The 23,425-nt window shown below is 63.0% G+C and carries 22 protein-coding genes; 14 read left to right on the forward strand and 8 right to left on the reverse strand.

Going from position 1 to position 23,425, the window contains the following annotated elements:
- From ACESMT_RS17525 to ACESMT_RS17555, 7 genes are all read right to left on the reverse strand, one after another.
- The coding region (locus tag ACESMT_RS17525) for a BMP family protein (protein ID WP_372827882.1) at positions 1-860 on the reverse strand (860 nt) is incomplete at its 3' end.
- Between the two features lie 101 nt (positions 861-961).
- Positions 962-2,086: a HupE/UreJ family protein gene (locus ACESMT_RS17530; protein ID WP_372827883.1), complete on the reverse strand. Its 1,125-nt coding sequence runs from the start codon at positions 2,084-2,086 to the stop codon at positions 962-964.
- A complete protein-coding gene (locus ACESMT_RS17535) occupies positions 2,083-3,255 on the reverse strand; it encodes a hypothetical protein (protein ID WP_372827884.1) in 1,173 nt (390 codons plus the stop codon). Before ACESMT_RS17535 ends, ACESMT_RS17530 begins: the two co-directional genes overlap by 4 nt.
- Before the next feature lie 59 nt (positions 3,256-3,314).
- On the reverse strand, positions 3,315-3,968 hold the full coding sequence (gene upp / locus ACESMT_RS17540; RefSeq protein ID WP_372827885.1) for a uracil phosphoribosyltransferase: 654 nt from the start codon (positions 3,966-3,968) through the stop codon (positions 3,315-3,317).
- 25 nt (positions 3,969-3,993) lie between these two features.
- Positions 3,994-5,301, reverse strand: a complete 1,308-nt coding sequence (locus ACESMT_RS17545; protein WP_372827886.1) for a URC4/urg3 family protein — start codon at positions 5,299-5,301, stop codon at positions 3,994-3,996.
- Complete coding sequence (locus tag ACESMT_RS17550) at positions 5,294-6,586, reverse strand: GTP cyclohydrolase II (protein ID WP_372827887.1); 1,293 nt, start codon at positions 6,584-6,586, stop codon at positions 5,294-5,296. The genes ACESMT_RS17545 and ACESMT_RS17550 overlap by 8 nt, the downstream gene beginning before the upstream one ends.
- A gap of 94 nt (positions 6,587-6,680) precedes the next feature.
- Entirely contained in the window at positions 6,681-8,162 is a 1,482-nt protein-coding gene (locus ACESMT_RS17555) for a helicase HerA-like domain-containing protein (protein ID WP_372827888.1), read from the reverse strand.
- 63 nt (positions 8,163-8,225) lie between these two features.
- Here ACESMT_RS17555 and ACESMT_RS17560 point away from each other — a divergent pair, with 63 nt between their 5' ends.
- From ACESMT_RS17560 to ACESMT_RS17625, 14 genes are all read left to right on the forward strand, one after another.
- Complete coding sequence (locus tag ACESMT_RS17560) at positions 8,226-8,951, forward strand: YebC/PmpR family DNA-binding transcriptional regulator (protein ID WP_372827889.1); 726 nt, start codon at positions 8,226-8,228, stop codon at positions 8,949-8,951.
- Positions 8,952-8,968: 17 nt separating this feature from the next.
- Positions 8,969-10,300 carry a phosphoribosylamine--glycine ligase gene (gene purD / locus ACESMT_RS17565; protein WP_372827890.1) on the forward strand — a complete coding sequence of 444 codons (1,332 nt, stop codon included), beginning with the start codon at positions 8,969-8,971 and terminating at the stop codon, positions 10,298-10,300.
- Positions 10,301-10,485: 185 nt separating this feature from the next.
- Positions 10,486-11,901, forward strand: a complete 1,416-nt coding sequence (locus ACESMT_RS17570; protein ID WP_372827891.1) for a class I SAM-dependent methyltransferase — start codon at positions 10,486-10,488, stop codon at positions 11,899-11,901.
- Positions 11,898-13,259, forward strand: coding sequence for a sensor histidine kinase (locus ACESMT_RS17575; protein WP_372827892.1), 1,362 nt, complete (start codon positions 11,898-11,900; stop codon positions 13,257-13,259). The genes ACESMT_RS17570 and ACESMT_RS17575 overlap by 4 nt, the downstream gene beginning before the upstream one ends.
- Positions 13,256-14,437, forward strand: a complete 1,182-nt coding sequence (locus ACESMT_RS17580) for an ATP-binding protein (RefSeq protein WP_372827893.1) — start codon at positions 13,256-13,258, stop codon at positions 14,435-14,437. Before ACESMT_RS17575 ends, ACESMT_RS17580 begins: the two co-directional genes overlap by 4 nt.
- Positions 14,434-15,414 (forward strand): response regulator, encoded by a 981-nt coding sequence (locus ACESMT_RS17585; RefSeq protein WP_372827894.1) that lies wholly within the window; start codon positions 14,434-14,436, stop codon positions 15,412-15,414. The genes ACESMT_RS17580 and ACESMT_RS17585 overlap by 4 nt, the downstream gene beginning before the upstream one ends.
- 50 nt (positions 15,415-15,464) lie before the next feature.
- Positions 15,465-16,376 (forward strand): oxygen-dependent coproporphyrinogen oxidase, encoded by a 912-nt coding sequence (gene hemF, locus ACESMT_RS17590; protein WP_372827895.1) that lies wholly within the window; start codon positions 15,465-15,467, stop codon positions 16,374-16,376.
- Positions 16,373-17,002, forward strand: a complete 630-nt coding sequence (gene nadD / locus ACESMT_RS17595) for a nicotinate-nucleotide adenylyltransferase (RefSeq protein WP_372827896.1) — start codon at positions 16,373-16,375, stop codon at positions 17,000-17,002. Before hemF ends, nadD begins: the two co-directional genes overlap by 4 nt.
- 35 nt (positions 17,003-17,037) lie before the next feature.
- Positions 17,038-17,799, forward strand: a complete 762-nt coding sequence (gene rsfS / locus ACESMT_RS17600; RefSeq protein WP_372827897.1) for a ribosome silencing factor — start codon at positions 17,038-17,040, stop codon at positions 17,797-17,799.
- Positions 17,796-18,263, forward strand: coding sequence for a 23S rRNA (pseudouridine(1915)-N(3))-methyltransferase RlmH (rlmH, locus tag ACESMT_RS17605; RefSeq protein ID WP_372827898.1), 468 nt, complete (start codon positions 17,796-17,798; stop codon positions 18,261-18,263). The genes rsfS and rlmH overlap by 4 nt, the downstream gene beginning before the upstream one ends.
- A 244-nt stretch (positions 18,264-18,507) precedes the next feature.
- Entirely contained in the window at positions 18,508-19,110 is a 603-nt protein-coding gene (locus ACESMT_RS17610; protein ID WP_372827899.1) for a nucleoside triphosphate pyrophosphatase, read from the forward strand.
- 22 nt (positions 19,111-19,132) lie between these two features.
- Positions 19,133-20,614 (forward strand): ribonuclease G, encoded by a 1,482-nt coding sequence (rng, locus tag ACESMT_RS17615; RefSeq protein ID WP_372827900.1) that lies wholly within the window; start codon positions 19,133-19,135, stop codon positions 20,612-20,614.
- A gap of 24 nt (positions 20,615-20,638) precedes the next feature.
- Positions 20,639-21,385, forward strand: a complete 747-nt coding sequence (locus ACESMT_RS17620) for a polysaccharide deacetylase family protein (protein ID WP_372827901.1) — start codon at positions 20,639-20,641, stop codon at positions 21,383-21,385.
- Positions 21,382-22,590, forward strand: coding sequence for a glycosyltransferase family 4 protein (locus ACESMT_RS17625; RefSeq protein WP_372827902.1), 1,209 nt, complete (start codon positions 21,382-21,384; stop codon positions 22,588-22,590). Before ACESMT_RS17620 ends, ACESMT_RS17625 begins: the two co-directional genes overlap by 4 nt.
- Positions 22,591-22,615: 25 nt before the next feature.
- Here ACESMT_RS17625 and ACESMT_RS17630 read toward each other — a convergent pair.
- Positions 22,616-23,425: glycosyltransferase (locus tag ACESMT_RS17630; protein WP_372827903.1), on the reverse strand; the 810-nt coding region annotated here is incomplete at its 5' end.

The raw sequence follows: 23,425 nt of genomic DNA on the forward strand, positions 1-23,425 counted from the left end.
GAGCCCTTGTATTTCATCATCGAATATTGACCATAGTCCTCGGCGGTGAACTTGGCTTCCTTGACCAGTTTGAGCGCGCGGTCGATGGTGGGCTCCATGTTCCACAGTGCCGATGACACCACGGTGTCGGGGTATTTGTCCTGGGTGTTGATAACGTTGCCGATAGCGAGCTTGCCCTTTTCCTTGGCGGCATCACTGACACCAAAACGTTCGGCGTACATCACGTCGGCGCCCTTGTCGATCATCGCAAAGGCGGCTTCTTTGGCCTTGGGTGGGTCAAACCAGCTGTTGATGAAACTCACGCTGAATTCGACCTTGGGATTGGTTTCTTTGGCGCCGGCCATGAAGGCGTTCATCAGGCGGTTCACTTCGGGAATCGGGAAGCCGCCGACCAGGCCGATCTTGTTGCTCTTGGTCATGCCGCCGGCGATCATGCCGGAGAGGTAAGCCGGCTCCTGGATGTAGTTGTCGAAGACCGAGAAGTTGGGCGCCTGCACCTTGCCGGACGATCCCATGAGGAAGGAGGTTTTCGGGAAGTCTTTGGCGACCTTGCGGGCAGCGGCTTCAACCGCAAAGGCCTCGCCGACGATCAGCTGGTTGCCAGCGGTGGCGTACTCGCGCATGACGCGTTCGTAGTCGGCGTTTGCCACGTTTTCGGTGGCTTTGTATTCGATCTCGCCGCGCGCCTCGGCGGCTTTCAGCGCCTTGTGGATACGGCTGACCCACTGCTGCTCGAAGGGGACGGTGTAAATCGCCGCCACCTTCATCTTGGCCTGGGCCAGCGCCAGGCCGGGGCTGGCCAGCGCCAGCGCGGCCACCAGCGCGATCAGAGGACGTCTTTTGATTGTTCTGCTCAACATGCTTTGCTCCTGAAAGTTAAGTTTGACCTACCACCATCGGCACTACAAATGCCGCTTCTGTCCTGCCATGCAAGCGCCATGCCACAAGCTGCAGACGGATGCTACAGCTCAAACAGCCTTTGCACCAGCCACCAGGCCGCCAGCATGGCCACAATCACCGAGCCCAGCTTGAGCACGCCCACGCGGTAGAAGCGGGTAGCACGCAGGCTGAAAGCCAGCGGCAGAAACACCGCCACAATCGCCAGCTGGCCCAGCTCGACCCCGACGTTAAAACCCACCAGCGCCAGCACCAAGGCATCTTTGGGCAGGCCCAAGTCGGCCAGCACTGAGGCAAAACCAAAGCCGTGGATCAGGCCAAACACAAAAGCCATGATCCAGCGGCGATTTTCCAGTGAGCCGCGCAGGTTGCTCAGCGCAGCGATGACCACCGAGGCAGCAATCGCCGACTCGACCCAGCGGGAGGGCAGGGTGACCACTTCCAGCGCCGCCAGGCTCAAGGTGATGGAGTGGGCCAGGGTGAAGGCGGTGACCACCTTGAGGACTTCCTTCACAGCGCCGCCCAGTTGCGGTGCCGGCTCCCAGCGCCCCTCGCGCCGTACCAGCACAGCCGGCAGCAGCAGCGCCAGCAAAAAGAGGATGTGGTCGTAACCGATCCAGATGTGCCAGACACCATCCACCAGGTATTGCCGAAGGGTTTGCCAGGCACCGGTGGGCAGCAAAGCCAGCGACTGCTCGGCCGATTCGGTGCCAAAAATCAGCGCCTGGGCACCGGCGCTGCCGGGGGCAATCCACTGCACCAGGCCGCGGTGGGTGGGGTCCACATCAAAAAACAGCGAATAACGCGCCTTGATCGCCCGGTCCGTCCCCTCACACTGTGCGCTGAGGCTGAGTACCGCGTAGTTGCCATCGCTGTGTTTGTCCAGCATGAGCGGGCCGGTGCTGGCCCAGGTGCAGGGCTTGTCGGCAGCGCTGAGCGCCAGCCGGCTGGTGGCCAGGCGCGTGATGTCGGCCTCGCGCTGGCGGACTTCGCCCCAGCTCAACTCGCCATTGCCGTCGCGGTCCAGCTGCAGCACGTAGTCGAGGTCGCGCAGGGCGATGTCCCAGCGCACCGTGATGTCCTTGCTGCCTTCGGTGGCGCGCAGGGTCAGGTAACTGTCGCTGGGTTTGTGCGCCCAGGCGGTGGCGGACAGCAGCAGTGCCATCAACAGGAGAACGCAGCGTTTCATCGGGCTGCTCCCGGTGTCGAGAGCTTGTCTGCCAGGGCCTTCAAGGCCGGGTCTTCATACTTGCTGGTGCGCAGCCAGTCGAGCGCAGGCACGGCCGCCCGGGGCTGTTTGGCGGCCAGTGCGGCGCGCATCAGTATTTCAGCGTCGCGCGGCTCTTTCTGGTCCTGGTAGTTGCGTGTGGCCAGGTCCAGGGCTCTGGCGGGCTGGTTTTCGATGTCGAGCTCAAAACGTGCACCTTCCTGCTCATGCAGCCTGTCGCCGCGCAAGGCGGCGGCCTGAAAGCGCTCGCGCAGTTGCGCCGACCAGTCGGCAGCGCGTGTATCTTTGGCGGCACGGCCTGCCAGCGCCAGGCGCAAGAGCAGGATGTCGGAGCGCTCCCAGCCCGTCAACAGCGTCAGTACTTCGGCGGGACGTTGCCTTGCCATCAGAAAGTCGGCATACGCGCCCAGCAGAAACTGGTCGGTGATTCCCAGTTTGAGGGCATTTTTGAAATAGTCCTCCGCAAGGTCGTTGCGTTGCAGGCGCATGGCCATTTCTGCCAGCCGGGTGTTGAGCCACAGCAACATCTCGGGCGAGGTTTTGGCAGACCGGACGGTGCTGGCCAGCGTCTCAAAGGCCGGCTGCAACTGGCCTGTGGCGGCGCGCACATAAGCGCTGCAGCCGGCACCCAGCAGTGGGTCGGCCAGGGGCGCCAAACGCTCGCATTCGGCCAGCGCCGCCGCGTACTGCGCCTGCACCATGAAGATGGCGGCGCGCCATGACAGTGGCTCGGGCGAGCGGCTGTCGAGCGCAGCTGACTTGGCCAGGCTGGCCAGCGCGGCATCAAACTGATGGGTGTACTGCTCGATCAGGCCACGCAGCAACCAGTACCCGGCATTGCCTGCTGCGCTTTGGGCCAGGGGTGCCAGGGCGGAAGAGGCGTAGCCGACATAACGCGGGTCGCCCTGGGCCATGGCCAGGTCAAAGTAGCGGCGGGCGATCTCCAGCCGCAGGATGCTGTCCTCAGGGCGGGCGGCGAGCTGCTTGCGCAGCGAGTCCACGCGCCGGATGGCCGGGTCGCTGGCGCGGCCGGGCAGGCGCTCGACCACCTCGGCGTCACTGGTGGGTGTGTAGGGCGCAGCGCATGCCACACCCAGCCCCATCAGCAGAGCCAAAGCGAAAATTTTCATGTCGTCAATCTGCTATCGAATCAGGAGCTGTTTGCGCAGGAAAATAAAGGGCTGGAGGCCTATTTGGTTCCAAAGATGCGGTCACCTGCATCGCCCAGGCCGGGCAGGATGTAACCGTGGTCATTGAGCTCGCGGTCAATCGCGGCGGTGTAGATGGGCACATCAGGGTGGGCTTTTTGCAGCGCGGCGATACCTTCGGGGCAGGTCAGCAGGCAGACAAACTTGATGGACTTGGGGTTGAGCTCTTTCAGGCGGTCCACTGCGGCAATGGCGGAGTTGCCGGTAGCCAGCATGGGGTCTACCACCACAATGTCCCGCTCTTCCATGTCGTGCGGCATCTTGAAGTAATACTCGACCGCCGTGAGTGTTTTCGGGTCGCGGTACAGGCCGACGTGGCCGACGCGGGCGCCAGGCACCACGCTGAGCATGCCCTCCAGAATGCCGTTACCGGCGCGCAGGATGGAGACAAACACCAGTTTCTTGCCATCTATGACTTTGGACAGCGTTTTTTCCAGCGGGGTTTCGATCTCGATGTTCTGCATCGGCATGTCGCGCGTGACCTCGTAGGCCATCAGCATGCTGAGTTCATTGAGCAGGGTGCGAAACGTGTTGGTCGATGCGTCCTTGCGCCGCATCAGGGTCAGCTTGTGCTGAACCAGCGGGTGGTCGATCAGGTGGACTTTGCTTGTCAGGGGGGCGCTTGGGGTGGTCATGGTGTGTCTAGCTGTACGTCAGTGGTCAAAATACGGTTCCGTCGCTCTCGATGTTCAGCGGCGGCTTGCCGGCGTGCAATTGTTGCGCCAGCGCGCGGCCCGCAGCCCAGGTGCCGCCTTCCAGCACACAGGCCAGCGGCATCTGCTCTGCGCTCAATCCTAACTGCTCGCGCACCAGCGGCGCCAGTTCATCCAGCAGGGCGACGGTCAGCGCGCGCCACTCAACAATCAGCTCATCACCGGGGGCATGCAAGCGGTCGGCCTGCGCCGGGTCCTTGAGCTGTAACACGCCGGCGTCCAGAAACAAGCCGCCGTTGCGGTATTCGGGCAGGCCGGTCAGCGCGTCCAGGCCCTGCACGCGCACGCCGGCCCATTCAAAAGGCTCCAGCAACGAATAGGTCAGCCACTGCGACAGTTTGTGAAACGGCATCCAGCCCGCGCCCGGGCCCGGCTGATCGGCACCAGCGGCTGCGTGCCTCCAGCAGTCGCCCAGGGCCACGCCGTCCAGCGCATTCTGCGCTGGCCAGATCGGCGCCAGGCCGGTCAGCAGCAAGGACAGCAGCGCATGCGCTTCCATGCTGTTTGTCCCCGCTGGTGTGAGCTGGTCAAACAACCCGCCGGGACGGGCGGCCTGGCCAAACAGCCCAGGCTGGTCTTGCAGCGCCTTGCCCAGGCGGCGCAGCAAGGCCGCACGGCCATCGAGGCCCACCAGCGGGTTGCCGGGGGCCACCTGGAAGGCGGCGCCCAGCTGCGTCGCCGTCATGGCCTGCAGGCCCTGGGCATCGGCTTGCAGGGGGCGGGCCGGGTCGCTGGAAAAAAGCCCGGCCATGAAGGCGTGAAAACTCGCCACGCCCAGACCCTCCGAGCGGCTGTAACTGCGCGCGGGCCGTTCGCCTTCGCCAGCCTCCAGATAGGTCCAGTCGGGGCCTGCGCCTGCGTCGAGCAGCACGCTGACCAGTGTCAGATCAATCTGGGCGCGCGCCCGGTCACGCTCGGTTGCCGAGCCCAGTGCCTGGTTCAATTGCCCCAGCCGGTCCACACCTCCAGCTTCGAAATGGCGCCAGCGGCTATGGTACGGGATTTTCAGGTCCGGGTATCGCGCCTGCGTCAACTCAGCCACCAGCGCGGCGGTGGTGACCATCGCGCCGTCGTTGACGCTGAACCAGGCCGACTCGCCGCGTCGCGCGCGCGCCAGCAGGGCTGCAGCGCGGCTGCGTATCGTGCTTGTAGAGCGTAATTCGGCTACAGCCCTTTCTGTACGGGCGCCAGCAGCTTCTTTTTTGATAGCGCTTTGGGCGTGGTCGGAAGTAGGGGGCGCGGCGGACTCAGGCATCCAGCCCCCGCCCCTTGGCTTTTTTCAGTTCGTCGGCATCCGGCACGGCGCCGGGCGTGAAATAACCGGCGGCCATCTTGGCGTCCATCTCGACCTGGGCATCAGCCGGGATCATGTGGTCAGGGATGTTGACCCGCTCGACAACCTCGATGCCGGCCCGCGTGATGGCGTCGTATTTCATGTTGCTCATGGACACCAGCCGGTGGATCTTGCGTATGCCCAGCCAGTTCAGCACGTCGGGCATCAGCTCCTGAAAACGCATGTCCTGCACGCCGGCCACACATTCGGTGCGGTTGAAGTACTGGTCGGCGGTGTCGCCGCCGACCTGGCGCTTGCGTGCGTTGTACACCAGGAATTTGGTGACCTCGCCGAGTGCCCGGCCTTCCTTGCGGAAGTAAGACACCAGGCCAACACCGCCGCGCTGCGCGCCCTGGATGCATTCTTCAATCGCATGCGTCAGGTAGGGGCGGCAGGTGCAGATGTCGGAGCCGAAGACGTCCGAGCCGTTGCACTCGTCGTGCACACGGGCGGTGAGTTCGATGTCGGGGTTCGCCAGATCGCGCGGCTTGCCGAAGATGTAGGCGGTGAGCCCGCCAATCGGCGGCAGAAACACTTCCAGGTCGCTGCGGGTCACCAGCTCGGGGTACATGCCGCCGGTTTCTTCAAACAACACGCGGCGCAAATCGGTCTCGCTGCAATTGAAACGTTTGGCGACTTCCGGCAGGTACCAGACCGGCTCAACCGCGACCTTGGTCACCATGGCTGCGCCGCCAGCCGTCAGGTATTTACCGTCGGCTTTGAGGCGACCGGATTGCAGCGCCTCGATCACTTCCGGCAGGATCACATGCGCCTGGGTGACCGCGATGGTGGGCCGGATGTCATAACCCGCTGCCAGCTCGGCGGCAAAAACGTCCGCTACTGTCGCGCCCCAGGGGTCCATGGCGACGATGCGGCCAGGCTCACTCCATTGCGGGTAGGGGCCGATGATGTCGGTCGGCGAGGTGTTGGTCAGGTCGGCCTTGTGGCTGGCCGACAGCGCACCCGAGGCCACGGCCAGCGCCCGGTAGACGCTGTAGGAGCCGCTGTGCGTGCCGATCACGTTGCGGTGGCTGCGATTGGTTGTGGTGCCAACCACCGGCCCGCGTTCAGTGGCGCTGGCCGCAGCCCAGTGGATGGGGAGGGCGCCGTAACCCCCGGCGTGGGAGGTCAGGCGGATGTGCCTGGGGGCCGTGGCGGCAGGAATATTTGCAGGATCGGAAGGCTTGGCAGCAACATCGGCAGACATGGGAACCCCTCAAAAAATCCAATGTACCGATGCGTGCCGTGCTTGACAAGCCCGACCTTGGCGCGGGTCGTTAATTTGCGACAGGCGTGCCGATTCAGCGCTTCTTGCCGCCGAAGATGGTACCCATCGCGCCGCGCAACACTTGTCGTGCCAGCAGCCGCGCCTCAGACTTGAGCACGGACTGCACCAGGCCGTCGCGCTGTCCGCCGCGTGGTCCTTTGGAACCGAAGAGGACATCGCTGATGCCGCCCATCAGTCCGCCGGAGTTTTCGGCGGCCTTGGCGGCTTCCGCCTGCACGACCTCGGTGCGGACTTTGAGCATTTCGTAGGCAGATTCGCGGTCTGTTTCCTTTTCGTAGACACCAGTCACCAACGAATTTGCCACCAGTGCGTGCCGCTGCTGCGGCGTGATCGTGCCGATCTGACTACCGGGGGGCAACACATAAGCGCGCTCGGTGACGCTGGGTCGGCCCTTGCTGTCGAGAAAACTCAGCAGCGCTTCGCCGACGGCCAGTTCGGTGATGGCGGTTTCGATGTCCAGTCCGGGCTTTTGCCGCATGGTCTGGGCCGTCGCCTTGACGGCTTTCTGGTCGCGCGGTGTGAAGGCGCGCAGCGCGTGCTGCACGCGGTTGCCCAGTTGCGCCAGCACAGAGTCAGGGATGTCCAGCGGATTTTGCGTGACGAAATAAACGCCCACGCCCTTGGAGCGCACCAGCCGCACCACCAGTTCGATGCGCTCGATCAGCGCCTTGGGCGCCTCGTTGAACAGAAGGTGTGCCTCGTCGAAGAAGAAGACCAGTTTGGGTTTTTCCGGGTCGCCGATCTCGGGCAACTGCTCGAACAGCTCGGACAACATCCAGAGCAGAAAAGTGGCGTACAGGCGCGGCGAATTCATCAGCTTGTCGGCGGCCAGGATGTTGATTACGCCCTTGCCGTTGTCGGTCTGCATGAAGTCACTGATGTTGAGCATGGGCTCGCCAAAGAACTTGTCGCCGCCCTGGGTTTCGATCTGCATCAGCCCGCGCTGGATGGCGCCGACGCTGGCGGCGCTGATATTGCCGTACTCGGTGGTGAACTTGCTGGCGTTGTCGCCCACATGCTGCAGCATGGCGCGCAGGTCTTTCAGGTCCAGCAGCAGCATGCCGTTGTCGTCGGCGATCTTGAAGACCAGGTTGATCACGCCGGCCTGGGTCTCGTTCAGGCCCAGCATGCGGCCCAGCAGCAGCGGACCCATGTCGGACACGGTGGCGCGCACCGGGTGACCCTGCTCGCCAAAAACGTCCCACAGCGTGGCCGGGCAGGCGAAGGGCTCGGGCGTCCCGATGCCGCGCTCTTTCAGGATGCCCGCCATTTTTTCGCCGATGCTGCCCGCCTGGCTGATGCCGGCCAGGTCGCCCTTGACGTCGGCCATGAAGACCGGCACGCCGATTTTTGAGAAATTCTCAGCCAGGGTCTGCAGGGTCACCGTTTTGCCGGTACCAGTGGCGCCGGTGATCAGGCCATGGCGGTTGGCCAGTGCCGGAAGCAGCTCACAGTGGGTGGAAGCGTTCCTGGCGATCAAAAATGGCTCGGCCATGGGGTGTCCTCGGGTGAAAAGTAAAATACGCGTGGTAGATTAAATCAATTCCAAAGGATTTCCGTGGCCGGTCACAGTAAATGGGCGAATATTCAGCACCGCAAGGGGCGCCAGGACGAAAAACGCCAGCGCGTCTGGACCCGGGTGATGCGCGAAATCATGGTGGCAGCCCGCATGGGCGGCGGTGACATGGGCACCAACCCGCGCCTGCGCCTGGCCGCAGAAAAAGCCAAGGCGGCCAACATGCCGCTGGAAAACGTCAAATACGGCATTGCCAAGGCGACCGGCAGCCTGGAAGGCGTGCACTACGAAGAAGTCCGCTACGAGGGTTATGGCATTGGCGGCGCCGCCATCATTGTCGATTGCATGACCGACAACAAGGTGCGCACGGTGGCCGAGGTGCGCCATGCGTTTGCCAAGTTTGGTGGCCACATGGGCACCGAAGGCTCGGTCGCTTTCCAGTTCAAGCATTGTGGGCAGCTGATTTTCGCGCCGGGCACCTCTGAAGACAAGCTCATGGAAGTGGCTCTTGACGCCGGCGCCGATGATGTCATCACCCATGACGATGGTGCGATTGAGGTGCTGACGCCGTATGCGCATTTTGAAGTGATCAAACATGCACTGGAAGCGGCAGGCCTGAAGGCCGAGTTCGCCGAAGTCACCATGCGTGCGGACAACATGATCGAGTTGAGCGGTGGCGAGGCCGCCACCATGCAGAAGTTCCTGGACGTGCTGGAAGACCTGGATGACACGCAGGATGTGTTTCACAACGCTGCCTTGGCTGAATAAACAATGAAGGCACGCTCATGAAAGTTTTGGTGGTGGGCGGCGGTGGCCGTGAGCACGCGCTGGCGTGGAAACTCGCGCAATCGCCCAAAGTACAGGCGGTGTATGTCGCCCCCGGCAACGGCGGCACCGCGCTCGACGCCCGGCTGGAAAACATCGCCATCACCGACGTGAAAGCATTGCGCGAATGGGCGATCACCGAAAAAATTGCCCTGACGGTGGTCGGCCCGGAGCAGCCGCTGGCGGCCGGTATTGTGGACGAATTCCGGGCGCACGGCCTGCGGGTGTTTGGCCCGACCCAGGCAGCGGCGCAGCTTGAGAGCTCGAAGGCGTTTTCCAAGGCCTTCATGCAGCGGCATGGTATTCCGACGGCCGAGTACGAAACCTTCACCGACGCAGTTGCCGCCCACGCCTATGTGGATGAAAAGGGCGCGCCGATTGTGATCAAGGCCGACGGCCTGGCCGCTGGCAAGGGGGTGGTGGTGGCGATGAGCCTGCACGAGGCCCACGAGGCCATCGAGTTCATGCTGGCGCCCGACCCGAGTTTCAACCCACTGGGTGTGACGCACAACGCCGGCGGCGCGCGGGTCGTGATCGAAGAGTTCCTGCAGGGCGAAGAAGCCAGCTTCATCGTGATGTGTGACGGCAAAAATGTGGCCGTGATGGCGACCAGCCAGGACCACAAGCGCCTGCTCGACGGCGACCAGGGGCCCAACACCGGCGGCATGGGCGCTTATTCACCGGCGCCGGTGGTCACGCCGACGGTGCATGCCCGCGCCATGCGCGAGATCATCCTGCCGACCATCAAGGGCATGGAGAAAGACGGCATTCCGTTCACCGGCTTTTTGTATGCCGGCCTGATGATTGCGCTCGACGGCAAGGTCAAGACGCTGGAGTTCAACTGCCGCATGGGCGACCCGGAAACCCAGCCCATCATGCTGCGGCTCAAATCCGACCTTTTTGAAGTCATGATGGCCGCCACCTCGGGCAAGCTTGATGAGGTCGAGCTCGAATGGGACCGCCGCGTGGCGCTCGGCGTGGTGATGGCCGCACATGGCTACCCTATGAGCCCACGCAAGGGCGATCTCATCAGCGGCCTGCCGGCGGTCAGTCCGTCGGCTGCGTCGGAAGACGTGGTGGTGTTCCACGCCGGCACCGCCAGTGCTGTGGTCGGGCCGAAGGGCAGTGTGGTCAGCTCGGGCGGCCGGGTGGTCTGTGTCACCGCGCTGGCGAGCTCGGTGCGTGAGGCTCAGTACCTGGCCTACGAGGCGGCGCAATCGATTCATTTTGACGGTGCCCAGTACCGCAAGGACATCGGATTCCGTGCGATTGATACCCGCAGCCGCAGCTGAGTGATTGAAACGCTTTCGCGCCAGCGCTGAGCCCGGGGCTCCAGCGCTGGTGCCCCCTGCCAGAGGCTGGGGTTCAGGCGTGGGGCGCAATGCTTTTGCGGGGACCGCCGCAGTTTTCCGCGCGCAGCCGCAACCGGGCCAAATGTAGAATCAGATCTTTTTGTGGGCCGTCTGGTCCATCTCCTGTGCACCCCCTTCGTCCGATTGACCCTGTCATCACTTTCCGTAACAGCCAGGACGAGGCTGTGCGTGGCACCTTGACCAATCTGCAGCGCCGTTCCCTGGTGATGGAGGTGTACAACCCTTACTCGATTGTCCAGGTCAGTGAGGTGCTGAGCGAGCTGACGGTACGCTCGGGGGACAAAAGCATTTACAAAGGCAAGGGGGTGGTGGTCAGCCTGATGAACACCGGCCTGATGGCGGTGGTGTCGGTGACCCTGATCGACGAATGGTCCGACCTCAATGCAGCCCGTGGCGACCTGACGCAGATAGGCGTCGAATCCCGGCGATTTGTGGAAGACTGGGAAGCGCGTTTTAAGGTCAGCCGGGACTATCAGGTAGTGGTCAGCGAGATGCGAGCCTACTTTGGCGAACTTGCCCGCTGGGTGGACCAGGCCGACATGGGCATCACGCTGCCGCGTGACCCCGACGGACGTGTCCGCAAGGACGTGTTTCTGGAACTGGGCTCCCCCCTGCTTGAGAAAGGGCGCGAGTATCTTCAGCGCTTCGAGTACGAGGCTGGGCGGGTGGACGAAGACTTGAGTCCGGTCCATCGCAGCTTTGCGCAGGCGGCGATTCATCCGCTCATCCTGCGGGCGCCTTTTGTTTACCGTACTTTTGTCAAACCGCTGGGCTACGCGGGCGACTACGAGATGGTTAACCAGATACTGGGCGATCCGCGGCAGGGGCCGAGTACCTACTTTCAGCTGGTCAACTACATGTTTCTGCAGGCGGGTGTAGCAGCAGCCCACCGCAACCGCATTGATATCCTGCACGAACGGCTGGACCGCTTGGTGGCCAGGGCCGGTCAGGCCGGTCGCCCGATGCGGGTGCTCAATGTAGGGTGCGGGCCTGCGGTGGAAATCCAGCATTTTCTGCGAAGTCATCCCGACGCCGGCAAACTCGAGTTTGTGCTGGTTGACTTCAGCGAGGAAACCCTGGCCTACACGCGGGCGCGTCTGCAGGAGGCGATTCCCGCAGGCCAGCCGCTGCGGGTGACTTTTCAGCACGAGTCCGTGCACGCCTTGCTGAAAAAATCGACGCGCTCCCAGGCACTTGCGGACGAGGAGCGTTTTGATTACATCTACTGCGCCGGCCTGTTCGACTACCTGTCCGACAAGGTCTGCACGCGGCTGATCGAATACTTCATGGCAAGGTCTCGCCCCGGTGCTGCCATTTTGCTGACTAACGTTCATTCGAGCAATGTCGAGCGCCGCTGGATGGAGCATTTCCTTGAGTGGTACCTGATCTACCGGGATGAGGCTGGCCTGCTTGGCGTGTTGCCCGAAGGTCTGGAAAACCTGCGCAGTTTTACCGATGCCACCGGCGTGAATGTGTTTCTTGAAGCCACTGTGGGTGCCTCCGGGACCATGCGTTCATGAATTTCTTTTTGTTGCGACAGGACCCCGCTTACCGGCAGGAGCTTCGAGACTACCTGCTGTTCTACAGCCGGATCACCGCGGTGACCACCATCGTTCTTGTGCTGGCCGGTGCCGGGCTCGACCATGTGTTTTATCCAGACAAGGCCTGGGAGTTTGGCTGGATGCGGGTGGCTGGCGCGCTGTTGATCGCGCTGGTGCTGCTGAGCTACTCGCGTCCCTGGGGGCGGTCACATTTGCGCCCACTGACCTATTTCTGGCTGTGTGTGCCGCAGGCGATGATCTGCTGGATGATCTACATGACGGATGGGGAGCAGTCGATCTATTTTGTGGGCCTGACTTTCGCGCTGAGTGGTATCGGGTTTTTCCTGCCGCTTTCGGTTGGCGAGGCCCTGGCTTTTGGCGCGGTCACCCTGCTGGCTTATACCCTGGGCTGCGTCCTGAGAGAAGGCGGCATCCAGGACGTGAACGAGTGGCTGGGCAACATGACCTTCATCGGGTTTTACGCCATTATTTGTGTAGTCATCTCGATCTACAGTGAGAAATGGCGCTGGATGTCGTTCCGGCTCAAAGTCGATGTGCAACAAAAAAACGCAGAGCTGCTGGCGACCAACGAAGCGCTGGCCCAGGTCAAGGGCCAGCTCATCCAGCAGGAAAAAATGGCCGCACTCGGTACGCTCTCGGCGGGTTTGCTGCATGAGGTGAACAACCCCGTCAACTACAGCCTGATGGCGCTCAACATGGCCTTGCTTGAGCCCGAAGTGGCGAGCAATGAGACTTTGAGAGAAAGCATTACTGACGCGAAAACCGGCATGCAGCGCGTGCAGAACATCGTGACCGACCTCAAAACCTTCGCCTACCAGAAGCCCGGCGAGGGGCAGAACCGTATTTTCCCAATGGAAAAAGCCATCCAGTCGGCCCTTCGCCTGACCGCTTTTGAGCTCAAGGGGGTCAAGGTCGTGCTGGATTTTCCCCTTGACACGCACGTGCTGGGCGACGAGCCTGCGCTGATCGGGGTGATGATCAATCTCATGAACAATGCCGGACTCGCGCTGCGGCAGGCAGAGACTGTGGCGCCGCGCATTGAGATCAGGGCGCGGGGTCAGGCGGGGCGTCTGAACGTGACGGTCCGGGACTATGGCAGCGGCATCAAGCCGGAGAACCTCGGGCGTGTGTTTGAGCCATTTTTCACCACGCGCGACGTGGGGCAGGGCCTGGGTCTTGGCCTGAGCATGTGTTATTCGATCATTCAGCGCCACGGCGGCACGCTCAGCGTCGCCAGTGAGGACGGGGCATGGACCGAATTTTCGTTTGATCTGGCGCTGGCGGGTGAGGCAACGGGCGCAGGGGCACGGCTATGACTGACAACGCCCCGACCGAAGCGGCTACCGTGCTTTTTGTGGACGACGAGCCGCTGGCGTGCAAGTGGTTTGCGCGCTGTTTTGGCGACCAGTTCACGGTATGGACCGCGAGTGGTGTAGATCAGGCGCTGGACCTTCTGGCGAAGCACGCCAATTTGATCGCCTTGCTGGTGACTGACTTTCGCATGCCACAACGCAACGGCCTTGAGCTGCTCACCATCGTCAGGCGCGACTACCCGCGCATCGTGCGCCTGCTGGCCAGCGCATACGCGGAACGCGAGGTTGCCATCGCTGCCGTCAACGAAGGACAGGTGTTCCGGATCCTTGAAAAACCTCTGGATGAACCTGCTACCCGGATGGCATTGCGGGAGGCCATGGCCCTGCACAGGCAGCGCGCGCGCGAACTGGCCCTGCAGGAAACCAACACGTCGGCGCTGCGGGAAACACTCGGCTTCGTCGCGCATGAACTCAATACGCCGCTGGCGACGGTACGTGGCTACATGCAGGTACTCAAAAACCGGCTTGAGGGGGACGGCAATGTCATCCGCACCGACAGCGTGAGTCTGGCGCAAGACCAGCCGGGCCAGATTGCAGCGGTGCTGGAGGCGGCGGAGCGCAACGCGCTTCACGCCCAGGCGCTGATGTCCAGTTTTGTGCAGTCAGCGCGTGACGCTTATCCCGGCGCAGCACCGCAGGTTTTCACTGCGTCCTCGCTGGTTACGGCCTTGCTGGCCGAATACCCCTGCGGGCTTGACGAACGTGCCCGGATATCGAGCCGGCTGCACGGTGACTTCTCACTTCCGGGGCGGCGCGATCTGCTTTATCTGGTCCTGTGCACGCTGACAAAAAATGCGCTCCACGCCCTCAGTGGCAGGCCGGACAGTCGTCTGGTCGTGAGCGTGCGGGGCGATGCCGAAAACGCACCTCGGCGGTCGTGGATCAGGTTTGAAGACAACGGCCCGGGGATAGAACCGGACTTGCTGGCCCGGCTGACGAAGGAGCCGGTCAGCACCCGCTCGGGCGGCAGCGGCATGGGGCTGGTCTTTTGCCGCCGTGTTGTGCAGTCAATCGGCGGTAGCATTGAAATCGACTCTGAACCGGGACGGGGCACCGCCGTGACCCTGTACTTCAACGCGTTCCTGCCCGCAGAGGGCGACCACCCAAGGGCAATCGAATGAAACCAGACAAGATACTGTACGTTGACGATGAACCGATGGCACTCAAGTACTTCGAGCGCCTTGTCAGCCCGATGGCGCCGGTGCTGACCGCCCTGTCGGTCGAGCAGGGCAGGGCGATGCTGGACGAGCACGCCGGCGAAATTGCGGTACTCGTGTCGGACCAGCGCATGCCCGGCGCACACGGCAATGAGCTGCTGCGCTACGCGCGTGACCATCACCCGGCTGTCGTGCGCATGCTCACAACCGCCTATTCCGAGATGGGCGAGGCGATCGAGGCCATCAACTCAGGCGAGATCTATCGCTACATCACCAAACCCTGGGACCTTGAAAGCCTGCGCGCCGACCTCAAGAATGCCCTCGAATTGGCCTACCTGCGCAATGAACGCGACAGCCTGCTGCGCGAAAAAATGCTGATTTCCCGGCAGCAGCTGATGGCTGGACGCGTGAGCCAGCTGGCAGTGTTGTGCGCCGACTTGGGTGGGGGAGACTGCCAGGAGGGTCTGTTTACCTACCTGGACGGTGCTGCCAGGGCAGGTTGCCGCACGCCCGCGATGAATTGGCGCGCCATGGACTACTCAGACCTGATGCAGGCTGAAGCTCTGCGTGGCATCGCCATTGCTCAGCAGCTGGCAAAGTGGCACGCAAGCTTTGGTGCCGACAAGTCGCCAGCGGCGGCCGTGCGCGCCCTGGCCGCTGCGCTGCCGCAAGCGGCGCGCCTGGAGGAAACCCGGGTGCGCATTGACCAGCCCAGGAGCCTGTACGTTGTGCTGGAAGGTGCCGCCAGTGACCTGCCATCCGCCGAGGGCACCGCCTGGCTTGCCTGGCTGACATGGTGGGGCGGCGCGGTGACCCTGACGCCGCAAGGCGGCAGCTGGGAGATAAGGCTTGAAGCCGCGGCCGCGCTGCCCACGCTGTCAAAAAACTGGCTGGCTGCCTGCATTGACCATCTGGCCGAAACGCCGCAAACAGGGCATTGACAGATGGCGCCTCCTGTTGATTTTTTATGAACCGTGTGGACTGATATGCCATGACCGATTTTGCGGCGGTGTCCCGCTTCCTCCCTGATCTCCAGACCCGCATCACCGGTGCGATTGCCGCCATCGACGGCAAGTCCTTTGTGACGGACGCGTGGCAGAAAGCTGACGGCGAGCCCTTGCAGGGCAGGGGGACCACCATGATTCTTGAGGGCGGGCAGGTGTTCGAGCGCGCCGGTTGCGGCTTTTCGCATGTGCGCGGCCCCAGCCTGCCGCCCTCGGCAACGCAGCACCGGCCAGAGCTGGCGGGCGCACCGTTCGAGGCCCTGGGCGTGTCGCTGGTGTTTCACCCGCGCAACCCCTATGTGCCGACGGTGCACATGAACGTGCGCATGCTGGTCGCAACGCCGGTCTCGGGGCCGCCGGCCAGCTGGTTTGGCGGCGGCATGGACCTGACGCCGTATTACGGTTTTGAGGAAGATGCGCGGCACTTTCACCAGACCTGCGCGGACGCGCTGGCGCCGTTTGGCGAGGACAAGTACCGGCGCTTCAAGACCTGGTGCGACGAGTACTTTTACCTGAAACACCGGGACGAGCAGCGCGGCATTGGCGGCGTGTTTTTCGACGACTTCCAGGAGTTGGGCTTTGCAGGCAGCCTGGCCATGATGCAGTCGGTGGCCGATGCCTTTTTGCCGGCCTACCTGCCGATTGTTGAGCGACGCAAGGACATGGCCTACGGCGAGCGCGAGCGTGACTTTCAGCTCTACCGCCGGGGCAGGTATGTGGAGTTCAACCTGGTTTGGGACCGCGGCACGCATTTTGGCCTGCAGTCGGGCGGGCGCACCGAGTCCATCCTGATGTCCATGCCGCCGCTGGTCAGCTGGTCCTACCAGCGGCCGACAGAGGCGGGCTCGGCCGAAGAACGCCTGCACAAGGAGTTTTTGATACGGCGGGACTGGCTGTGAGCAAAGCCGCCGCCAGCGCCCGACGAATCGGCATGTTCGGCGGTTCGTTTGACCCGCCGCACCAGGCCCATGTGGCGCTGGCCGGCGCGGCCGTGGCGCAACTGCAGCTCGATGCCCTGCACATCGTTCCCACCGGGCAGGCCTGGCACAAGGCCAGGGCGCTCAGCGCGGCCGAACACAGGCTGGCCATGACGCAGCTTGCGTTTGGCACGCTGGAGCGGGTCCAGGTCGATGATCGGGAGCTCAAGCGTGCCGGCCCGAGCTTCACCATCGACACGCTAGAGGCCCTGCAGGGAGAAAATCCGGGTGCCCAGCTCTACCTGATCATTGGCCGCGACCAGTTCGCAGCGCTCAAAAGCTGGCACCGCTGGGAGGCCCTGCTGAAAATAGCTATAATTTGTATAGCAGACCGTGCAGGTCCCGCAAGGGCTGAGGCCGAATTTGGCCCTCACGTCCAGCTTCCAAAGCCGGTTTTGACCCTCCAATTGCCCCTGATGCCCGTCAGCGCCACCGACATACGGCGGCAGGTCGCTTCGGGCAACACGACGCCGCAAGGCCTGGCCCGGCTGGTTCCCGCGCCGGTTGCGCGTTATATTGAGCGCCATCGTCTCTATCTTTCCCCCTGATTCGTCCCCTTTACTTTTATTGAAGCCCACACTGCATGACCTCCACCTCCGCCAACACCACCGCTGCCAAAAAAGACGTCCAGAAATTGCAGCGAGCCATCATTGATGGCCTGGAAGATGTGAAGGCGGTGGACATCCAGGTGTTTGACACAGAACACATCACCTCGCTGTTCGAACGCGTGATCATCGCCTCGGGCACCTCCAACCGGCAAACCAAGGCGCTGGCAGCCAGCGTGCGCGACGCCGTGCGCGACGCCGGTTTTGCCAAGCCACGCATTGAAGGCGAGGAAAACGGCGAGTGGATCATCGTGGATTGCGGCGCGGCCGTGGCACACATCATGCAGCCGACCATCCGCCAGTACTACCACCTGGAAGAACTGTGGGGCGACAAGCCGGTCAAGCTCAAGCTCGGTGCGCCTGCGCCGCTGGTCAAGGCCGCCAAACCAGTCCCTGAGGAAGCGCCCAAACCCGCCAAGGGCCGCATGGGAAGCAAACCCGCTGCCAAATCGGCCAAGGCAGCCGGTAAGCCGGAGACTAAACCCGCAGCGAAGAAAGTTGCCCGTACTGACGACGGTACCTATGTCGGACGTGTCGGCAAAACCAACGACTGGACCGCCAAGCGCAATGCCGCAGCGCCGGCCACCGAGCCTGCTGCCAAGCCCGCAGTAAAAAAAGCAGCGTCCAAAACGCCTATCGTGAAGATTCCAGCGACTAAAAAAGTGGCTGCGAAGAAAACTGCGGCCAAGTCAGCTGCCAGAAAACCCGCTGCGAAGAAAACGATCCCTCGGGGCAAATGAGGCTGACGATTGTCGCGGTCGGCCAGAAGGTGCCCGACTGGGCGCAGACCGCCTACGACGACTACGCCAAGCGTTTCCCGCCTGAAATCAAGGTCGAACTCAAGGCCGTCAAGACCGAGCCCCGCGCTTCGAAAACGCTCGAGAACCTGCTGGCAGCCGAGCGCCAGCGCATTGAAGCCGTTATCCCCAAAGGAACACGTATTGTGGCGCTGGACGAACGCGGCACGGCTGTGACCACGGTGGCCCTGTCGGCCAGGCTAACAGGCTGGCAATTGGGGGGCGCCGACGTGGCCATCGTCATCGGCGGCCCGGACGGCCTGGACCCCGCGTTCAAACAGGCCGCCCACGAGCGCCTGCGCCTGTCTGACCTGACCTTGCCGCATGCGATGGTGCGTGTGCTGCTGATCGAACAGCTCTACCGCGCCTGGAGCATCACGGTCAATCATCCTTATCACAGGGAGTGATGTTGCCCCCACGTTCGTTCACTGCGTGTAACTCCCTGTCCCCCGTGGGGGCTGGCCTTGCTTGGGGCGGCCCGGCGCGGCGGGCGATGCCCCCACGCTCGCTCACTGCGTGTAACTCTCTGCCCCCCGAGGGGGCCGCTGCGCCTGAGGGCCGGCAAAGCCGGACCCGCGGCCCCTGCTTGAAGGGAGCGGACTCCTGCCTAGCCAATTTGAGTGATTTGCTGCTCAGTCTCGCTGGTTCCCTATGACCGACTTCATCTATCTCGCGTCCCAAAGTCTGCGGCGTCGACAACTGCTGGAGCAACTGGGCGTGTCGTGCCAACTGCTGCTGGCGGATGCCGGGGAAGACAGTGAGGCACTGGAGGTGGTGCTTTCTGGCGAGTCGCCCACTGCCTATGTGCAGCGCGTGACGCAGCTCAAACTGGATGCCGCAGTCGCACGCCTGAAGCAGCGCGGCCTGCCGCCTGCGCCCGTGCTTTGCTCAGACACCACGGTTGCGCTGGGGCGTCGCATTTACGGCAAGCCCGAACGCGCTGAAGATGCCAGGTGCATGCTGGGTGAGCTGGCAGGGCGCACGCACCGGGTGTTGACCGCCGTGGCGGTGCAACACGGGCGCAAGCGCCTGCAGGCTCTGAGCGTTTCGCGCGTGAGTTTTGCGGCCATGAGCCGCGCGCAGATCCGTGCCTACGTAGCCTCGGGCGAACCGATGGGCAAAGCCGGCGCCTACGCGGTGCAGGGCAGAGTGGCCATGTTCATCAGCCATATCAGTGGAAGTTATTCGGGCATCATGGGGTTACCGCTGCATGAAACGGCGCTGCTGCTGCGCGCAGCCGGAACGAAAATCTAGAACAGTTTCCAGAGACGATACCATGCAACAAGACATCCTGATCAACTGGTCGCCCCAGGAAACACGCGTGGCCGTGGTCGAATACGGCGCGGTGCAGGAACTACACGTTGAGCGAACGCTCGAACGCGGCCTGGTCGGCAACGTCTACCTTGGCAAAGTGTTGCGGGTGTTGCCGGGCATGCAGTCGGCGTTTATCGATATCGGGCTGGAACGCGCGGCTTTCCTGCATGTGGCGGACCTGATGAGCAGCATCCACAGCCGTCATGCCGATGCGGACACCGCGACAAGCCCCGCTGCGGTGCCTCAGCCGATTGAAAAGCAGTTGTTCGAGGGCCAGGCCATGATGGTGCAGGTGCTCAAGGACCCGATAGGCACCAAGGGCGCCAGGCTGACCGCGCAGATCAGCATTGCCGGTCGCCTGCTGGTTTTTTTGCCGCAGGACAAGCACATCGGCGTGTCGCAGAAAATCCCAGCCGTCCAGCGCGAGGACCTGCGCCGGCGCCTGCAGGCTGTGACTGCCGACATCGGCGGCGGCTTTATCCTGCGTACCAACGGCGAAGACGCCACCGATGCCGAGCTGGCTGAGGACGTGGCCTACCTGCGCAAGACCTGGGCACGCATCAAGGACACTGCAGTCCGGCTGCCGCCGACCTCGGTGCTGCACCAGGACCTGAGCCTGCTGCAGCGCGTGTTGCGTGACATGGTGGTCGAAAACACCCAGAGCATACGCATCGACTCCCGCGAGCAGTTCGAGCAGCTGAAGGTCTTCGCCGTGGAGTTCATGCCGGCCACGCTGCAACGCCTGCAACTGCACAGCGGCGAGCGGCCAATATTCGATCTCTTCAATATCGACGAGGAAATTGCCAAGGCGCTGGGCCGTCGGGTGGACCTGAAGTCGGGCGGTTATCTGATCATCGACCAGACGGAGGCCCTGACCACGGTGGACGTCAATACCGGCGGCTTTGTCGGGACCCGCAATTTTGACGACACGATTTTCAAGACCAATCTCGAGGCCTCGCAGGCGATTGCGCGGCAGCTGCGACTGCGTAACCTGGGCGGCATCGTGATTGTTGACTTCATCGATATGGTGCAGCTCCGCCACCGCGAGTCGGTGCTGGCCGAGTTCCAGAAGCAGCTCGCGCGGGACCGCATCAAGACCCATGTCAATGGCTTTTCGGCGCTGGGGCTGCTGGAGATGACACGCAAGCGCACCCGGGAGTCGCTGGCCCACCAGTTGTGCGAGCCCTGCAGCGCCTGCAGGGGCAAGGGCGTGGTCAAGACGGCGCGAAGCATCAGTTATGACATCCTGCGTGAAATCCTGCGCGAGGCCAGGCAGTTCAATCCCCGGGAATTCCGGGTCATCGCCTCGCCGAAAGTGATCGAGCTTTTCCTTGACGAGGAAAGTCAGCACCTGGCCGGCCTGAGCGACTTCATTGGCAAGCCGGTTTCACTGCAGTCCGAAGCCGCAATGGCCCCGGAACAATACGATATCGTTTTGCTGTGAGTTGTTGCAAAAACCGCACCGTGTATGCCTGACGCCGCCAGCCTATTGCCGCCGATTCCCATCCTGGTTTATCACCAGATCAGCGAAGCGCCGCCCAGGGGGGTACCGTTTCGTGGCCTGTCTGTGTCTCCCGGCGCATTCGCCCGGCAAATGGGGCTGCTCAAGCTGCTGGGTTACCAGGGCCTGTCGATGAGCGCGCTCTTGCCCTACCTGAAGGGCGAGCGGCGCGGCAAGGTTGTTGGCATCACCTTTGACGACGGCTACCTGAACAACCTGACCCATGCGCTGCCGGTGCTGCAGCGTCACGGGTTTTCGTCCACCTGTTATGCAGTGAGCAACCTGTTGGGCCAGACCAATTTGTGGGACCGCGATATCGGTATTGGCCAGGTGCCACTGATGGATGCCGGCCAGTTGCGCCTGTGGCTGAGTGGCGGGCAGGAGGTGGGCTCGCACACACAAAACCACGTGCGTCTGCTGCAGACCGACGCGGCTGCGGCGATGGGCGAGATGACACAGGACAAGGTGGCGCTGGAAGGCCTGCTGGGCGTGCCGGTCCACCACTTTTGCTATCCCTATGGCGAGTACGCCGCCGAACATGTGGCCATGGCGCGCCAGGCTGGCTTCCAGACGGTGACCACCACACGCCGTGGGCGCAGCCTGGCAGGGGACAATTTGCTGGAGTTGCCGCGTGTGCCCGTGGTGCGCTCGACCAGTCTGCCGGTGTTCTGGCTCAAGGTAGCTACCGCTTACGAAGACCGGGAGCGCGCATGAATCCGCCGACGCCGTCTGCCGGGGTGCCCAGGCTGCGGATTGCGGTGCTCAACCGGGTGTTCGACGCCAGCGGCGGCGGGGCCGAGCGTTATTCCATCGCACTGGTCGAGCAACTGGCGCAACGCCACGACATCCATGTGTTTGCCCAGCAGATCCATCACCATGCCCCTGGCGTGAGTTATCACCGGGTGTCGATGCCGGTGCGCAAGCCGCGCTGGATCAACCAGCTCTGGTACGCCTTCGCCACCTGGCGGGCCACGCGGCATGGATTCGACATTGTTCATTCGCATGAAAATACCTGGCATGGGCATGGGCATGGGCATGGGCATGGGCATGGTCAGGTGCAGACGGTGCATGTGGTACCGGTCAGGCACAACCTTTTTCAGGGCCGTACGGGCGTGTCGCGGCTGCTGCGCTGGATCAAGGTGGTCAGCAGCCCGCGCCTGCTGACCTATCTGGGCCTGGAACGCCTGCGGTTCAAAAACCAGAACACGCGCCGCATCGTGGTGACCTCGGAAAGCCTGGGCCTGACGATGGCGGCGACCTATCCCGACTCACCGGCGATGACGAGCGTGATCACGCCAGGCGTCAGCTTTCCGGATCTCGCCAGCGAGGAGGACAAGCTTGCCGCCAGGATCGCACTGGGTTTGCCGTCGCATGGTTTTTGCCTGCTGTTTGTCGGCAACGACTACCGGAAAAAGGGGCTGGCCACGTTGCTGCAGGCGCTGCCTGCCCTGCCGGCCGACGTGGTGCTGGCAGTGGTTGGCAAGCCGGGGCGGGCACCGGAATTTACGCGTCAGGCCGACGCTGCGGGCCTGGCCGGCCGTGTATTTTTTCTGGGTGCGCTGCAGGACGTGAGCCCGGCTTACCGGGCAGCCGACGCGCTGGCGCACCCGACGCTGGAGGACACCTTTGCCATGGTGGTGCTGGAGGCCATGGCGCATGGCTTGCCGGTGGTGGCCAGCAGCGCGGCCTACTGCGGTATTTCCGGTCTGCTGAGCCACGGCGTCAACGCCTTGCTTGTCGGAGATCCCCGCAACGTCGAGTCACTGGGTGCCGCGCTGAACCAGATCACCGGGGACCAGGCGCTGCGCAGGCAGCTGGGCGAACAGGCCCGGCTGTTTGCAAGCCGCTACCGGTGGGCGGACATCGCCCGCCAGCAGGAGGCTGTGTATTTTTCTTCGGTGGCCGCCACGAACACCTGAGTTTCTGGCCAGGTTGAGGCGGTGCTCAGGCCACCAGCTTGAAATGCTTGCGGCTGAAATCCAGGCCAGTCAGCAGCTCTATCCTGCGCATCAGGTGGTATTTGTTTTCCTTCGGCGTGGGCCTGTAAGCCGGGTCAATCAGAAGCTTCTGCTCTGCGCCGGTGGCCAGCCAGGCCTTCGCAACCGCCGGGTGGCTTCCCTGATAGGCCTCCAGCGCCCGCGCATCAAACTGGCTGTACTGGATATTCGGCGTGCTCGAGCCTGCCCAGTACTTGCTGACCTGGTCGAGCTTCTTCTGCATGTCTTCGTTGCGGCGAATCCAGCCATAGTGAAAGATGTGGGCGTTGGCCAGCGCGGCTTGCGGGTTGCGCGGCTTCTTGTGGGCTGTTGTGACCAGCCAGTACTGGCCGTCCGGGGCATAGGAGCGGATGGTGTTGCGGATCAAACGGCATTCGCGGCGGTACCAGCCCGGACTGACCGACACCCATTGCGCCGAGCCGTAAAAGTGGCGGTAGTCAAACACCAGGGCCTCGACTTCGGGGTTGGTGTGATGCATTTCGACGCTGGCGCGGATGGCGGACAGGTCGTCTTCATGGACCACCTCATCGCCTTCGAGGTAAAACGCCCAGTCTCCGGTGCAGGCGTACTGGGCGATCATTTTCTGCTGGGCATACACAAAACCCCGGTCGGCCATGCGCTCATTCCAGACGGTTTCGATCACCCGGATTTTCGGGTCACCGATGGCCAGCACCCGCGCCAGCGTGTCGTCGTTGCTGCGGCCCACCGCCACCACAAATTCGTCCACCAGCGGCAGCAGGGAACGGATGGACGCCTC

It is taken from the genome of Polaromonas sp. (assembly GCF_041689105.1).
Taxonomy (GTDB): Bacteria; Pseudomonadota; Gammaproteobacteria; order Burkholderiales; family Burkholderiaceae_C; genus Polaromonas.

Coding starts and splice junctions, on each gene's coding strand:
- ACESMT_RS17530 (WP_372827883.1), bottom strand. CDS start 2,086: ATGAAACGCTGCGTTCTCCTGTTGATGGCACTGCTGCTGTCCGCCACC.
- ACESMT_RS17535 (WP_372827884.1), bottom strand. CDS start 3,255: ATGAAAATTTTCGCTTTGGCTCTGCTGATGGGGCTGGGTGTGGCATGC.
- upp (WP_372827885.1), bottom strand. CDS start 3,968: ATGACCACCCCAAGCGCCCCCCTGACAAGCAAAGTCCACCTGATCGAC.
- ACESMT_RS17545 (WP_372827886.1), bottom strand. CDS start 5,301: ATGCCTGAGTCCGCCGCGCCCCCTACTTCCGACCACGCCCAAAGCGCT.
- ACESMT_RS17550 (WP_372827887.1), bottom strand. CDS start 6,586: ATGTCTGCCGATGTTGCTGCCAAGCCTTCCGATCCTGCAAATATTCCT.
- ACESMT_RS17555 (WP_372827888.1), bottom strand. CDS start 8,162: ATGGCCGAGCCATTTTTGATCGCCAGGAACGCTTCCACCCACTGTGAG.
- purD (WP_372827890.1), top strand. CDS start 8,969: ATGAAAGTTTTGGTGGTGGGCGGCGGTGGCCGTGAGCACGCGCTGGCG.
- ACESMT_RS17575 (WP_372827892.1), top strand. CDS start 11,898: ATGAATTTCTTTTTGTTGCGACAGGACCCCGCTTACCGGCAGGAGCTT.
- ACESMT_RS17580 (WP_372827893.1), top strand. CDS start 13,256: ATGACTGACAACGCCCCGACCGAAGCGGCTACCGTGCTTTTTGTGGAC.
- ACESMT_RS17585 (WP_372827894.1), top strand. CDS start 14,434: ATGAAACCAGACAAGATACTGTACGTTGACGATGAACCGATGGCACTC.
- hemF (WP_372827895.1), top strand. CDS start 15,465: ATGACCGATTTTGCGGCGGTGTCCCGCTTCCTCCCTGATCTCCAGACC.
- rsfS (WP_372827897.1), top strand. CDS start 17,038: ATGACCTCCACCTCCGCCAACACCACCGCTGCCAAAAAAGACGTCCAG.
- rlmH (WP_372827898.1), top strand. CDS start 17,796: ATGAGGCTGACGATTGTCGCGGTCGGCCAGAAGGTGCCCGACTGGGCG.
- ACESMT_RS17610 (WP_372827899.1), top strand. CDS start 18,508: ATGACCGACTTCATCTATCTCGCGTCCCAAAGTCTGCGGCGTCGACAA.
- rng (WP_372827900.1), top strand. CDS start 19,133: ATGCAACAAGACATCCTGATCAACTGGTCGCCCCAGGAAACACGCGTG.
- ACESMT_RS17620 (WP_372827901.1), top strand. CDS start 20,639: ATGCCTGACGCCGCCAGCCTATTGCCGCCGATTCCCATCCTGGTTTAT.
- ACESMT_RS17625 (WP_372827902.1), top strand. CDS start 21,382: ATGAATCCGCCGACGCCGTCTGCCGGGGTGCCCAGGCTGCGGATTGCG.